The organism is Bacillus sp. FJAT-29814, from assembly GCF_001510715.1.
In the GTDB taxonomy this organism is placed as follows: domain Bacteria; phylum Bacillota; class Bacilli; order Bacillales; family Cytobacillaceae; genus Neobacillus.
In genome coordinates this window covers 201,236-215,891 of record NZ_LMTJ01000007.1, presented here as the reverse complement: position 1 = coordinate 215,891, position 14,656 = coordinate 201,236, and the positions used below count along the sequence as shown (strand labels likewise).

Below are 14,656 nucleotides of genomic sequence, written 5' to 3'. Positions count from 1 at the left end.
AGATAGGGAGGATATTTTGTGCTGTCGAAGAATAATTTTTAAGAGTGGTAAAAAATCATATCATTAGACTCGCGAATATATCATTTAGTTTTTCTGAAGGAGTGAAAAAGGATGAGGCGTAAAACTGGTCAAATGATGCTGCTAGGTAGTAAAGGAGAAAAGGGGGGGGAAGTAAATGGCCCTTCAATCTAAGCATATATTTGTGAATTTGCCGGTGAAGGACCTGGAGAGATCAATGGAGTTTTATAAGGGAATCGGGTATGAATTCAATCCTGAATACACTGACGAAAAGGCAGCCTGCATGATTATTGGTGAAAATATATATGCCATGTTACTGGTTGAATCCTACTTTAAGACGTTCACGAAACGAGAATTACCAGATCCAATGAAAACGCCAGGGGTTCTCATTGCATTGTCCGCTGACAGCAGGGAACAAGTGGATGAAATCGTTGATAAGGCCATCGCTTTAGGTGGCACCGCAGCAAGTGAACCAATCGACCATGGTTTTATGTACTATAGGAGTTATCAGGACATGGATGGGCATTATTGGGAAGTTGCTTACATGGCACAACAATAATTTGAAAAAGTAGTAAACCAACAAAGGGATAGTAGGTTATATTCCATTCGTATTCGGAGTTAACCCCCATAGCCGTTAAGTTAACCAGACATAAAAAATAACGCACCTACTAGCGAAATTTTAGTAGGTGTTTTTCTCTTTTTGATCTTTCTTAATAGAAATCACATTTACTTAAAAATAGTGATGAACAACATCTATTGTACAACGCTATTTCCTCGAGATTTTGAATGCTGATTTTATATTCATTTTTATACTAGTTTGTTAAGTCTTTTATCTAAAAAAGTAAAAACTAAGGTAAAATAAAAAAGACATAGAATATAACAAAAGACTATTATTGTGCCGTAATTGGAGGGGGTTTTAAATTGGCAAATAAATATTGCCCAATATGCGGGGAAGCTAATGGATGTATGTCTGGTGCTGGAGAACACGGCAATTGCTGGTGCGATATGGAGGAATTTCCTAAAGAAATCTTTGAATTAGTTCCTGATGAAAGCATAAGAGTAGATTGCATATGTAAAAAATGTTTAATTAAATTTCAGGAAAAACAAAGAATGAGGGAAATTATACGATGAAATTATAATGTTAAAAAACCACGATTTTTTTATAAAAATCGTGGTTTTTATTTGCGATTATAAATGTTTTTATTGCCTTTTGTCCAAATAGGTACTTAACTATGCCGCAGATACCGAATTTGCATAGACTAATGATGATTCAGGACAAATGTTGAAGGAGGATGCCTAATGTATCATATGCTTTTTAGTATTCCGTATGGGGGATGGGGCGGCTGTCCGTGCCAATATGGTCCAACTCAAGCGTTTGCAAGTCAATATGATCCACCACCGCCACACCACCATCCACACCACCATCCGCACTATACTCACTTTTTTCACAATCAACCACTAATGTTTGCTGTCCCATTCAATGCACCGGTCCGGTGGCAAACTTATTAACTGTGCAATCAATATTCAAAAAAATGGGGGGTGGACTTAATGGCAAGATGGATAGACGTATCCCTATCAAAACATCAATTAAAACTGTTTGATCGTAATAAGCTTATAAAAACTTATCCAATTGCAGTGGGAAAAATGTTAACAGCAACTCCAACAGGGACATTCACCATCATCAATAAACAACGCAATCCCGGTGGACCATTTGGTGTGCTTTGGATGGGATTGTCAAAACCTCATTATGGCATTCACGGAACCAATAACCCATCATCTATCGGCAAGAATGTCTCCCATGGATGTATTAGAATGTTTAATCATGATGTTCTGGACTTATCATCAAGAGTTCAAATTGGTACCCAAGTGTTTATTCATAAATGACCATATTGCTATGTAACAAACTAGGATGATTTTTCCTTGAACGTTTCTGTTTTCTTGCTTCCCATTAAATACAATAACAAAATAATCACCATAAAGGCTGCAGAATAACTAAACGTCATGCCGTACCCAACACTTTTTGCTAAGAACCCGAGACCGACGGATCCAATGGCCAACCCAAAATCGATAAAAATAAGAAGCATTGAATTGGCCGTTGCTTTTTTCTCAGGTGGGACAAGCGTTAATGCCCAAGCCTGTATGATTGGATGGATGATGGCATACGCAATTCCGAATAATGCCCCTGAAACCCAAACCATCACCATACTAGTGGAAAAACCTAAAAGAACCAAACCTGCAGTCCCTGAAATAGCACCTGGGATAATAAGGACTCTGTGGCCAAACCGATCAAAAATTTTACCAGAAAAAGCCCGAACGATAACCATTGCAATCCCTTGTGCGATAAAAAACTGTGAAATCCTTCCGCCCAAATCAATCTCTTTCCCAAACGCCCCCATAAAGTTGACGGTTCCTGCAATGGTTATATAATTTAACGTTACCAAAATACATGGAAGAAGGACACGCTTATCGTACATGTACTTATAGAAAGGTTCTTTCTTTGTCGCCTGTGGACTTTCCTGTTCTTTTTTAACCGGATTTTTTGTGAAAAAGCTGCACACCAATGAAAAAGTCATAAGCCCGAGCGTTACCATCATCATCGACCGGAATGAAAAATGGGCAAGATACGAAATAGCGATGAGCGGCCCCATTGTCGTTCCCACGCTTGTAGACATGGCGAAAAAAACAATGCCCTCACCTAACCGAGACTTAGGAACAATTTGACTTGATATCGTAAAGACTAAAATCGTAAGCATACTAAATCCAATCCCTTGTAGGGCTCGAATGAAGATTAAAAATCCGATGGAGTCGTTTACAAAAGTAAGACCGATCGTACCCAAAAAATAAACGAGGGAAATAACCAGGAGCCATTTCATATTCACTTTTTGGATGATGACACTTGCAAAGAAGCGCGTAACTAAAGATGCTGCCATTAAGGTGGTGGTCATGGTTCCTGCAATCGCGGGATTTTTGCTTATGGTTGATACGAAAATGGGGAAGCCTGCTGTAATCATATAAAAGGAAGCGAACATGACTAAAGACAATGAAATTATAATGACATATTGGTTTGTCCAGAGTTTACCTTTTATTTTACCCATCGTGGATAAGACCGCCTTTCAAGGCTATTTGCATCATAACGGATTTATTTTTTCCATACTTTTTAAAAACTATTTCAAGTCTTCTTGAAATACTCCTGATAGCGGCATATATATATAGTAAAAAAGACATAGTTTCTCCGATTCACCGACTAAATAACAGATGCGTATCCTGTTATTAAAACGAAGGAGTGAATTTTATGGAAAGTAATGTGGAGCCACCCAACCAAGCAAAACCGGAAGTATCGGCGAGGCGCATTCGCTTCGCTGGCCTAGCATGCCTCATCGGTGGGCTGCTATGGGTGGTGCTTGTTAGCGTTGAAGAGCTACAGGCGTCGGTACCTGCAATCGTCACTGGATTATTAATCCCTTTACCGATGTTGTTGGGCATGGCGTGCGGGCCGTTGGGCCTACTCATGCTCCGTGCTAGCGGGAGCGGCCGGATGAGGCGGGTCGGACTTATCGGAACGTTAATCACCCTCATAGGGATTTGTTCTTATCTGGCAGCTACTTTGTCAAAATACATTGTAGGGTACGAGGTGGAGTTCTTTTATCCCGTAGGTGCATTATTGGTCGGCGTCGGTATGCTAATGCTGGGAATTGCCGTGTTCGTGGCAAAAAGACTAACGGGATGGCATCGGATGGCGCCGCTTTTAGTTGGGTTGTACTACGTAGTGATGATCCCATTCCAAATTATTTTCTATATTATCCCGAACGGAAATCCTTCGCCCATCCTTCTTGGGATCTGGAGCATCACATGGATTCTGCTTGGATATGCCATTCGGAACAGTACTTCTTCCTTGGAACGTTAACCAGCTGAAGGGGACGTTGATTGGGTTTTGGCTGAAAAATAGTAATTTTTTTATGGAGTGGAGATTCCACTCCATTTTTCTGCGATTATATTTAATAAGGGAAGTCCCTCTCATATAAATGTATAAAGTCCCTCTTATTTTCATATTTGTTTAATAATGGAAATTTAAAGGGGGCTACTATGTGAAATATACAAAATCCATAATAACAGGACTTATTGCGCTGGTCATAGTCGTTGTGGGATTTTCTTCGGTTACCACTGTCGAATCTGGGAATAGGGGCGTTCTGGTGCAATTGGGGGAGGTCAAACCGACTATATTGTCGGAAGGGCTTCATTTTAGGATCCCATTTATCCAATCCGTTCAACAGGTTGAGGTCAGGGTCCAAAAGGAAGAAAGCTCCCAGTCAGCAGCTTCAAAGGATCTTCAGATGGTGACGACAAAGGTAGCGGTCAACTATTCGGTTGATCCCGATGCCGTCAATAAGCTCTATCAGGAAATTGGTATGGATTACCGCTCCCGCATTGTTGACCCCGCTATCGCTGAAGCCCTAAAGGCGGTTACCGCCCAGTACACAGCGGAGGAATTGATCTCGAAACGTCCTGAGGTATCCGCGAAAGTGAAGGATATGCTGGCGGATAAATTAACGAAATACTTCATGTTGCTGGAGGATATCAATATTAAGGAATTCGCGTTTAGTGAAGAATTTAATAAGGCAATCGAAGCGAAACAAACGGCAGAGCAAAATGCCTTGCGTGCCCAGCGGGATCTCGAGAGAATCAAAATTGAAGCGGAGCAGAAAGTGGCACAAGCCGGAGCCGAAGCCGAAGCACTGCGGCTGAAGAAACAAGAAGTCACCCCGGAATTAATCCAACTGAAACAAATCGAAGTCCAAGAAAAGGCCCTAGAAAAATGGGACGGCCGTCTCCCGAGTGTCACCGGAGGCGCCACTCCATTTATCGATGTTAATGGGTTTGGGAAGTGACCAGAGGGACGGTTCTGTTTTTTAGGCTCTGTTATTATTTAGTGTTGATGTTTGTGTGGGTATGAGAATTCATAAGCGGAGAATTTCCTGCTAAAGTAGAAAGTGGAAGCTTTAGAAGCGGATATAAGCGGAGAAATTCCGATTAACTGCTCTAAATAAGGCGAAATTTAAAGATTTGGATAAGATAAGCGGAAAAACTTCCTTTATTTTTAGGGAAATATGAGTATTTCCCAATTTAGCCGGAATTTCTCCGCTTATTTTTCAAATAAGTGAAATCAACATTCAGCTATATTAGACCTGAAAAAATTGGTATTTTAGGAGGTCATATGAAGAAAAAAACGATCAAGCTATTCCTTTCTTTCTTAATCATTTCCTTAATCTGTTCCATTCTACTTGTATTCGTTTCCTCCATAAAGTTTTCCCCACAATATGTTTTTAGGACCATAGTAAATGGGAATTCAGATGTAATGGATTACAAAGTATTTCCTGAGCGGATAATTCAAAAAAGCTCTCAGCCCTATACTTACCAATATGACTTGGTTGGATCCTTAAAAACCATGCCCATAGACTATGACTTTAGTGGAAAAAGCAGAAAGAAGCCATTGGATACCTTTTTAAAGGACACCGATACCACATCCTTTATTATTGTCCACGATGACAAGGTAGTCCTTGAAGAGTATGACAATGGATATGACAAGGACACAGTTAATACCTCTTTTTCAATGGCTAAGTCAATCGATTCTTTGTTAATTGGAATGGCGATTGAAGATGGTTATATTAAAAGTGAAAAACAGTCCATTGCTGATTATATAATTGAGTTCAAAGGAACAAATATGGAAAAAATCACAATTGAAGATTTGCTTTTGATGCGTTCAGACATCAGCTATGAGGAAGGGAAAATCTGGTTTGGTGACGATGCCAAAACTTATTATACGCCTGATTTACGTCATTTAGCGTTGACTCATCATCATCTGACGACAAAATACAACGGTAAATTTCATTATAACAATTACCATCCACTCTTACTTGGCATCATATTGGAGCGGAGTTCGGGGAAACATGTAGCGGAATATTTTGAACAGAAAGTTTGGGATAAAATCGGAGCTGAACATAATGCTTCGTGGAGTCTGGACAGTAAAATAACAGGTTTTGAAAAGATGGAGAGCGGTATTAATTTCAAAGCGATCGACTTTGTTAAGATAGGTAGCATGTTACTTCATGGTGGGACGTGGAATGGACAGCATATACTAAATGAAAAATGGATAAAACTATCGACACTTAGCGATTTCCCTTTAAATAATGAAGAATATAAAGGCTCATTCTTAGAAAATAGTAATATAGGATATAAATACATGTGGTATAGTACACTGAATAATAAGGGTGGTCTAGACTTTTTTGCCATGGGAAAGTATGGACAGTTCCTATATATGTCCCCGGAAAATAATATCGTCATTTTACGAACCGGCAAATCGCAGGGGAATGTAGATAGCTGGCCGGCTATTTTTAAAGAAATATCTATTAAAGTTGGAAAGAAGAATTGAAGTCGTCAGTAAAGTCGGGTTACTCGAAAAACTTGTGAAGAAAAAGGAGTTATATCTATGTCTCAAAAAGGAACCTTACATCTATTAAATGGACAATCCATGTATGATTATTTTAAAATGACAGATTTTCTTGAAGGAGAATTGATGATTCCTTTTAACGAGGCTATGTGTTATGGAGACACTTGTCATGATATATTTTCAGATGAATTCACTCAAATACGTGCCAAGGTTCATCACGTGACACCTGAACAATATAGTGAAATCACTTTAAAACCATTAAAGCCTCTCTTTTGTAAAAATTTCACCCAAATTTCATTATGGTTTGATGCCGATATGTTTTGTCAAATCAATATTCTCACCATTCTTGCCTGGTTGGACCTGACAGATTATAGGGGGGATATTGCACTACATATAGTCGGTGATCAGTTTGAACTTAAGGACAGTTTTACCTTGAAGGCTGAGGGATATTATCCGATTTATGAACAAGTGCTGATTCAAAAAAAGCTTCCCAAATCTATCTTTCCAGACCCTTTAAAAAGGGGAATTGAATTGTATTTGAATTATCTTAATAAAGATAGTGATCTCATTCATTATATTAAAAAGTGCCAAGATGTATCAGAAGAAGAGCTTGTAACGAAATTAATTGTGGAATTCCAGCATTATGGGTTAGGTGATACCCAATATCTCGAGATTATTAAATCATATCGTGAAAAATAATGTATTGTCACAAGTTGTCTCATTTCTTGATTTTCCATGGTATCTGAAAAAAGGGAAGCAGGGGAGAGTTCTCTGTTTGCAAAGAAAACAAAGAACTCTTTCCTGCTTCTTAATTATTATTATATTTATCTTTCATTTCCTTACCTTTTTCTTCGATTTCCTTCTTAATTCGTCTGCCTTCCGCTTCCATTTCGTCGATGAGGCCTTTGTATTTATCTTTGACATAGTCTTCTAGAATTCGTTTTCGTTGCTGCGCCAGACTTTCGAGTTCTTCCCTGACATCAGGGGAGATTTGTTCTTTTTGCCTCAGGTAGTAGATGGCATTGGTGATGCGCGATTTTTCGTCATAAATTAAATTGGAAAAATTGGACTTCTTTTGATAAAGGGTATTGATTTTTTTTGATACTTCGGCTGATACCTCATTATAGTTTTTCGCGCTCCAGGCACTCCATTCATTATAAAGCCGGGTTCTTTCACGCTCCCAAACGCGCTTGAAATCATCCGCGGTATGGACCGTTTCGAACTTCCCGCCGCCTGCATCAGCAACCGCTTTTAATTGTTTTTGGCCATTTTGATCAACATCAAAGCCAATGATATTGACCATTGCTTTAATATTGGAATCGTGAAGCTCCTTGGCCGCTTGTACTGGGTCGCCTTCACAGGTTTCAATTCCGTCACTGACTACATAAATAATATTTTGGCCTTGTTTGCCCGCTTCGCCAAAATCATTCTTCGATTCAGAAATGGCTTTCGCTATTGGTGTCCAGCCGGTTGGCTGGAATTGACCGAGCGAATCCTTGAAACCCGTTTCGTTATAAGGCTGCAGTTCGTAGACTAATTCAGTGCTTTCGCAGGAGACTTGCTTATCACCGTCACTATTACTTCCTTTGTGCCCGTACACCCGCAATGAAACATTGGAGCCTTCAGGCATAGATGCAAGAAACTGATTAATGGCGTCTTTGGCCAGATCCATCTTCGTATTGCCGCCAATTTTCGCGGCCATGCTCCCGCTTGCATCGAGCAAAATGGAGATATTAGGAGCACCGGTTGCTGTTCCACCATTCTGTTCCAAGTTTTTCTCCTCAGGCGTTTTCGTCAAGGCCGTTTCCACATTGGGATTGAAGTCCTCTGCAAACTGGATCAACTCCTTGTATTCCGGCCCTTCGCCGAGGAGTCCAACCAGCGTATTGTAGACCTGGAAGCTGTCCTTATCCTGAAAGATTTTTTCATCTAATGCCCGGTTTACCACCGCTTTATTATAGGCAAGGCCAGCAAATTTACCAGCCTTCTCCTTGGCAATTTCCTCAACAGTCGTGGCTATGTTCCCATTATTTTCGTCCTTGTCACTGTCACTTTTCCCTTTGCCAGCTTTCTCGCTTTTCGTCGTCTCTCCACTTTTCGAATCGGCGGAGGTTTTTTTCTCGTTTGAACCACAGGCGGCTAGGAAAAAGACCATCATCAACAAAACCAACCGTGCCATCACTTTTTGAACCCGCATTTTTTGTTTGACTCCCCCTTACTTTTTCAAATCCAGTTGTTTACAAAAAGCACATCGGTTTTATTGTATAATAACTGGAAATTTACACCTATAACCTTTCGACCCAATGTAGGGTTGGGTCGTTTCTCCTATGATTTGGCTCTTATTCTTGGAAAAAGTAAGAGGATGTCGTGGCTGAAGTTATGAACGCATCTCTCATGATGCGTTCTCTCCGTTTTTTCAGTCAAACGCGTCATGGACACACATCTCATGACGCGTTCTCTCTAATTATTCTTCCAAACCAGTCGTGGCCGCACCTCTCATGACACGTTCTCACCGGTTTTTTCTCCAAACGCGTCATAGCCGCACTCTTCATGACACGTTCCCTCCGGTTTTTCCACCAAACGCGTCATGGCCGCACCTCTCATGACGCGTTCTCACCGGTTTTTCCACCAAACGCGTCATGGCCGCACTCCTCATGACGCGTTCTCACCGGTTTTTCCTCCAAACGCGTCATGGCCGCACTCCTCATGACGCGTTCCCTCCGGTTTTTCTTCCAAACGCGTCATGGCCGCACTCCCCATGACGCGTTCTCACCGGTTTTTTCTCCAAACGCGTCATGGCCGCACTCCCCATGACGTGTTCCCTCCGGTTTTTCTTCCAAACGCGTCATGGCCGCACCTCTCATGACACCTTCTCTCCGGTTTTTCTACCAAATGGGTCATTAATGCACCTCTCATAATGAAAAATTATTTAAAAGGAGGTGAATTTCAAGGTATTATTTGCGATTCCATAGTTCGGGACATTACGCTTTTTCGTTCGTCTAGATTCTGGTTGAAAAAGGAATTTATCCAATATTTGTTGAAATAGTCATACTAAATAAGTTTTTTGAAAATACGGGAATTTATTTCTTATTGCGGAGGGGTTTTATTGCAAATACTTTTTAGGTATAACTGGTTGGTCAGAGAAGACTGGTATCGTTGGTGTGAAGAGTTAAGCGAAGAAGAGCTTTTGCAAAACCGAACGGGCGGAATGGGCAGTATATTGCATACACTTTTCCATATTGTTGATGTCGAGTGGAGCTGGATCCGTCTCATACAGGGGAAACCGGACTTTCAGGAGAATTTCGATGATTATAAAAGCTTGTCCAAAGTTAGAGAATTGGACGCAGCATTTCATGTGGAAGTGGAAAACTTTGTGAACAACTGGAATGCTAGTATGGAAAATCAAGTATTTTACGATACCCTGCCAGATGGAAGAATTGAAACCGATACTTGGGGAGAAATAATGAGACATATCATTGCTCACGAAATTCACCATAGCGGACAACTATCCATCTGGGCAAGAGAATTGGGAAGAAAGCCTGTTTCCGCAAACCTTATCGGACGGGGTCTTGCCTCTCATTCTAAAAAATAATTCAAAATCAGTTTTTGTTCCTTAACGGAGGCGATGCTCTAAAGTGGCATCGCTTTTCCATTGTCTTTTGACGGAACTGTTTTGTGGCAAAATGTATAACGACAAATAATTTACCTAAAAAGAGTGCTAAAAGGCTGTCGCAACAAGGATTTGCAACCATTTAATTAAACGTTTGATTGACTGACAAAGAATATTAATCTACAAATAAAACAAAAGAATAAAAAAGGGGAATGCCCAGCGATTATCGAATAAAGAAACAATTGATAGATTACCAGCGGACGGTTGACGTGAAATAAGCAGTGCGCTTGTTTCCAGGTGGGAGCAACAGGCTATTTGTTGAGGAGATGCGATTATGAGATTGTGGGAAATTAAGCAAGAGCAGCGGAAAGATGTTCCGATTACCTTTTATTTAATGCGAGAGTTGCGGTTAATTATGTTGCTTCTCATAGGGGGAAGCTATATATTCACGAATGAAGCTATTACGTACTGGAAAATCGTTTTCGTAATAGCTGTAATGCTTGTCTACACACTTACACACTTCCTTCATTTTAATAAGCGAACGACGAAGTATCACCTTCTATGGACAAGTATTGATTTTATCGTAACAATCGCTTTTGGAATGATCTTTCCAACTCTGACACTCTATCAAATTAATTTTGGGATTATTGGCATTACGCTGCTAATCTTTACAGATAATCGAAGAATCATTCTAATCGCCAGCTTATTGTTTGCAATCGTTTGGACTTATCTATGGACTCTCAACTATTTGCACACAGGGCATTTCCGTTTTATGGATATGTTAATTAATCTCGGCTTTGTGTTGAATTCTAGTTTTGTAGGGATTATGGTAGGCTATTTATTTAAAGCTAGAGCAAAAATAGCGGAGCAATATGAAAGTTTGGTTCATTCTCATTCCGAGCTTCAAGATACACATGATCAGCTTAGGATTTATGCACAGCAAGTGGAGGACCTGACCGCTGCGAGTGAGCGGAACAAAATTGCTCGTGACATCCATGATACCGTTGGACATACAATGACCGCCCTGATTGTCCAGCTCCAAGCGGCACGTATGCTGCAACAACACGATCTAAAACAGGCGGAAGATACATTAAACCGCTGTGAAGAGTTAGCCAGGTCGGCGTTACAGGAAGTACGATTGTCTGTTCGCGCACTTCGTGACGAAGGTGGAACCCCTCTCACGCTTACAGATAAGCTAAGAAAGTTAATGAAAGACTTTTCAGACATGACTGGTATGGTAACGTCTCTACGGGTACAAGGTGATCTCACGCGGATTTCAACTTCGTTGCAACCAATGATTTTTCGCCTTATTCAAGAATCGTTGACCAATGCCAAACGTCATGGCAATGCATCAGAAGCTGAAGTGACATTGCATACAAATGATGATCAGATTGATATTATGATCTCAGATAATGGCTATGGAGCGGCGGAAGTGGTACCGGGATTCGGTCTCATCAATATGCGGGAACGCCTGGAGGAACATAGCGGATCCATCCAATTTGAAAGTGTAGAGGGCCAGGGGTTTCGTGTGCAGATCACAATTCCGATACAAACCAAAACTTGGACGTATGGAGGAGCAGAGGCATGATTCGAATTATTATTACAGATGACCAACAATTGATGCGAGATGGCTTGAAAACAATCCTGAGTCTTACGAAGGAGATAGAGGTAGTCGGTACAGCATCGAACGGAGCTGAGGCTCTGGAAGCGGCAAAACGCGAAAAGCCGGATCTCGTATTGATGGATATTCGTATGCCTGGAGTTGATGGTGTGGAGGGGACCCGTCTCATTCGGGAACATCTGCCAGAAACCAAGGTGCTTATCTTGACTACATTTAATGATAGTGACTTGATCTTTGATGCGTTAAACGAAGGGGCAAGTGGATATCTGCTAAAAGATATGCCCGCTGAAATGATCGTGCAAGCGATTATGACCGTACAAGCAGGCGGTGTCGTGCTGCCTCCCGACTTAACGGCACAAGTTTTTGCCGAACTGAAACGAAGAACCGAAGGACAGGGAGAAGCTGCTTCATCTAGCGCTAGTCAAATTCCGTTACCCGTTCAGATCCCGGAGGAGCTGACAGAACGTGAAATGGAGGTTTTAAAGCAGCTTGGGTATGGGTTAAGCAATCGTGAAATTGGAAAACTCCTATATATATCGGAAGGAACGGTAAAGAACCACGTATCCAATCTCATCACGAAGCTGGGGTTACGCGACCGAACACAAGCGGCCATATTTGCCGTCCGACATGGCATCACCACTTTTGATACATGACTTTTAGCATAGTCACATCCGAAGCGATCCTAAAGGGTCGCTTTTTTGCATGGTCAAAATCTCCCTTCCGATAGATGGAAGCAGTAATCGAATCAGGTAGACTGAACGTAACAGAACAAGAAAAAAGAGGTGCTGACATTGTTAAAAGTAGATAATTTAAAGAAAAGCTTTGGAAATCGTGAAGTTGTTCGCGGTGTTACATTTTCAGTTAACAAAGGTGAATCTTTTGGATTGCTGGGTCCAAACGGTGCAGGAAAATCAACAACCATCTCGATGATTTGCGGACTGGTTGAGAGCAGCAGCGGAGATGTAACCGTAGGCGGAGTGTCCATTAAACAGAATCCGATGGAAGTCAAACGTAAGATCGGAGTTGTTCCACAAGATATTGCTTTGTATCCGACGATCTCTGCAAGAGAGAATTTGTACTTCTGGGGTCGGATGTATGGCCTGAGCAGAGTGGAAGCAAAGAGGCGGACGGAAGAAGTATTGGAAATCGTCGGCTTACAGGACCGAGCTAAAGAGAAAATTGAAAATTACTCGGGCGGTATGAAACGTCGTATTAATATCGGAGCGGCTCTCATGCATAAACCAGAGTTACTGATTATGGATGAACCTACCGTTGGAATCGATCCACAATCAAGAAATCATATTCTAGAAACTGTTAAGAAGCTCAACCAAGAAGGTATGACGGTCATTTATACGAGCCACTACATGGAGGAAGTTGAGTACCTGTGCGAGCGAATTGCCATTGTTGACCAGGGCTTGGTCATTGCATCTGGCACAAAAGCTGAGCTTTGCAATCGATTAGTGGGAGCTACTTCCATTCAAGTTAAAGTAAATGCAAGCAGTCCAGAACTAATCGATACACTAGGAACTATTCAAAATTTGCAAAGCGTGAAAGCAGACGGCCAACTGATCACGATCTATGCCTCAGATGCACGACAAGCTTTGGGTGATGCGGTCGCCCTCGTCGTACAATCGGGATTACACGTATTATCGGTTGATGTTCAGGAACCGAACCTGGAATCTGTTTTCCTGCAATTAACCGGACGCACGTTAAGAGACTAAGGGGGAGTCAGTGATGAAAGTATGGATTATCGCGTGGAAAGATATAAAAATTCGCTTGAAGGATCGGAAAGGAATGGCGCTCTTCTTATTTCTGCCTATCCTGCTTACAGCGATTTTAGGCACGGCGCTGAATGGAGTGCTGAATGATGACACTACTTCCATGCCAAAGATGACGATTGCAGTATACAATGCCGATGCAGGAGAATTAGGCACTCGTCTCATTGAAGATGTGCTGCAGAACGAACGGTTAGTATCAAATATAACGATCGAAACGTTTGCCAGTAAAGAAAAAGTAGAATTACAAGTTATCGAAGGAAAAAATGATGTGGGATTGATCATCCCTCAAGATTTTAGCCAAAAAATTGGGGCAGCAGAATCGACGCAGCTAGAAGTACTGCAAGATCAAGGAAAACCATTGATTTCGCAATTTTTACGCTCGATTGTTACGTCATATGCAAATCGTGTGGGAGCTGTAGCTAAGGCGTCTAAAGAGGTCACGACGCAGTTGGCCAATCCAAAGGAAACAGCAGCAGTTGTCTCTGTCAATTTTGAATCACTTGCAGCAGAAGTAATCGGTCAATTAAGTGATGAAGCAGGTAGTGAAGATACCTTTGTCGTAGACCAGCCGATTGGAAAAAAAGCAGTTTCCAGCATGCAGTACTATGCTGCGGCGATGTTAGCTATGTTCCTGCTTTATAATGCAACTGTTGGGGCAAAAATGATCATTAATGAACGCTCTACAGAGACATTGGCACGGTTAATGAACACCCCGACAAGCAAAACGAGCATTTTACTAGGGAAATATGTAGGAACACTTGCCTTCTCCATTCTTCAACTGCTGATCTTTATGGGTGCTACGAATGTGGCATTTGGAGTTAACTGGGGAGAAAATGTGCTGCAAAGCATTGTCATAGGCTTGACGTATGCCATTGCTGTATCTGGTTTGTCGATGATGATCGCGGCTATGATCGCAAATGAGCAAGCGGTCGAGACGATCTCGGGACTTGGTGTGCAAATTCTCGCTGCGCTAGGTGGTTCTATGGTGCCGATCACCGTATTCCCGGATTTCATGCGTAAGATTGCACATATCACACCAAATACTTGGGCATTAAATGGCTTTATCGATATTATGAGCGGTACTACCTGGCAAGCATTGCTGCTGCCCATTATTGTATTACTAGCGATCGGAACGGGATCACTGCTCATTGGAACTTTGCGTTTACGTTATCAGTAGGAGGAGA

The 14,656-nt window shown here is 41.5% G+C and carries 15 protein-coding genes; 13 read left to right on the top strand and 2 right to left on the bottom strand.

Features of this window, described 5'->3' with window-relative positions; genetic code table 11:
• Window positions 1–175: 175 nt before the first annotated feature.
• The 4 genes from AR334_RS19905 to AR334_RS19895 all read left to right on the top strand — a co-directional run bounded on the left by AR334_RS19905 (window position 176) and on the right by AR334_RS19895 (window position 1,902).
• Window positions 176–577 carry a VOC family protein gene (locus AR334_RS19905; RefSeq protein WP_066316233.1) on the top strand — a complete coding sequence of 134 codons (402 nt, stop codon included), beginning with the start codon at window positions 176–178 and terminating at the stop codon, window positions 575–577.
• Between the two features lie 362 nt (window positions 578–939).
• A complete protein-coding gene (locus AR334_RS19900; protein ID WP_066316231.1) occupies window positions 940–1,149 on the top strand; it encodes a cysteine-rich CWC family protein in 210 nt (69 codons plus the stop codon).
• A 168-nt stretch (window positions 1,150–1,317) separates the two neighbouring features.
• Window positions 1,318–1,527 carry a hypothetical protein gene (locus tag AR334_RS29615; RefSeq protein WP_156431339.1) on the top strand — a complete coding sequence of 70 codons (210 nt, stop codon included), beginning with the start codon at window positions 1,318–1,320 and terminating at the stop codon, window positions 1,525–1,527.
• A gap of 39 nt (window positions 1,528–1,566) precedes the next feature.
• Window positions 1,567–1,902, top strand: a complete 336-nt coding sequence (locus AR334_RS19895; protein WP_066316229.1) for a L,D-transpeptidase — start codon at window positions 1,567–1,569, stop codon at window positions 1,900–1,902.
• Window positions 1,903–1,922: 20 nt separating this feature from the next.
• Here AR334_RS19895 and AR334_RS19890 read toward each other — a convergent pair whose 3' ends face one another.
• Window positions 1,923–3,113 (bottom strand): MFS transporter, encoded by a 1,191-nt coding sequence (locus tag AR334_RS19890; protein WP_066316225.1) that lies wholly within the window; start codon window positions 3,111–3,113, stop codon window positions 1,923–1,925.
• A 197-nt stretch (window positions 3,114–3,310) separates the two neighbouring features.
• Here AR334_RS19890 and AR334_RS19885 point away from each other — a divergent pair, with 197 nt between their 5' ends.
• From AR334_RS19885 to AR334_RS19870, 4 genes are all read left to right on the top strand, one after another.
• A complete protein-coding gene (locus tag AR334_RS19885) occupies window positions 3,311–3,922 on the top strand; it encodes a hypothetical protein (protein ID WP_066316221.1) in 612 nt (203 codons plus the stop codon).
• Window positions 3,923–4,103: 181 nt separating this feature from the next.
• Window positions 4,104–4,904, top strand: a complete 801-nt coding sequence (locus AR334_RS19880; RefSeq protein ID WP_066316218.1) for a prohibitin family protein — start codon at window positions 4,104–4,106, stop codon at window positions 4,902–4,904.
• Between the two features lie 326 nt (window positions 4,905–5,230).
• Window positions 5,231–6,445 carry a serine hydrolase gene (locus AR334_RS19875; protein WP_066316215.1) on the top strand — a complete coding sequence of 405 codons (1,215 nt, stop codon included), beginning with the start codon at window positions 5,231–5,233 and terminating at the stop codon, window positions 6,443–6,445.
• Between the two features lie 57 nt (window positions 6,446–6,502).
• On the top strand, window positions 6,503–7,162 hold the full coding sequence (locus tag AR334_RS19870) for a hypothetical protein (protein ID WP_066316205.1): 660 nt from the start codon (window positions 6,503–6,505) through the stop codon (window positions 7,160–7,162).
• A 109-nt stretch (window positions 7,163–7,271) separates the two neighbouring features.
• Here the strand turns inward: AR334_RS19870 and AR334_RS19865 are convergent, their stop codons facing one another.
• Window positions 7,272–8,660, bottom strand: coding sequence for a VWA domain-containing protein (locus tag AR334_RS19865; RefSeq protein WP_066316203.1), 1,389 nt, complete (start codon window positions 8,658–8,660; stop codon window positions 7,272–7,274).
• 909 nt (window positions 8,661–9,569) lie between these two features.
• Between AR334_RS19865 and AR334_RS19860 the strand changes: the two genes are divergently transcribed.
• The 5 genes from AR334_RS19860 (at window position 9,570) to AR334_RS19840 (ending at window position 14,649) form a co-directional block, all read left to right on the top strand.
• On the top strand, window positions 9,570–10,055 hold the full coding sequence (locus AR334_RS19860; protein WP_066316200.1) for a DinB family protein: 486 nt from the start codon (window positions 9,570–9,572) through the stop codon (window positions 10,053–10,055).
• Between the two features lie 352 nt (window positions 10,056–10,407).
• Window positions 10,408–11,661 carry a sensor histidine kinase gene (locus AR334_RS19855; protein ID WP_066316199.1) on the top strand — a complete coding sequence of 418 codons (1,254 nt, stop codon included), beginning with the start codon at window positions 10,408–10,410 and terminating at the stop codon, window positions 11,659–11,661.
• The gene (locus AR334_RS19850; RefSeq protein ID WP_066316196.1) at window positions 11,658–12,347 is read left to right on the top strand and encodes a response regulator transcription factor; all 690 of its coding nucleotides are present in this window, start codon (window positions 11,658–11,660) and stop codon (window positions 12,345–12,347) included. The genes AR334_RS19855 and AR334_RS19850 overlap by 4 nt, the downstream gene beginning before the upstream one ends.
• Before the next feature lie 138 nt (window positions 12,348–12,485).
• Window positions 12,486–13,415 carry an ABC transporter ATP-binding protein gene (locus tag AR334_RS19845; RefSeq protein WP_066316194.1) on the top strand — a complete coding sequence of 310 codons (930 nt, stop codon included), beginning with the start codon at window positions 12,486–12,488 and terminating at the stop codon, window positions 13,413–13,415.
• Between the two features lie 13 nt (window positions 13,416–13,428).
• Window positions 13,429–14,649, top strand: coding sequence for an ABC transporter permease (locus tag AR334_RS19840; protein WP_066316191.1), 1,221 nt, complete (start codon window positions 13,429–13,431; stop codon window positions 14,647–14,649).
• Window positions 14,650–14,656 lie beyond the last annotated feature (7 nt).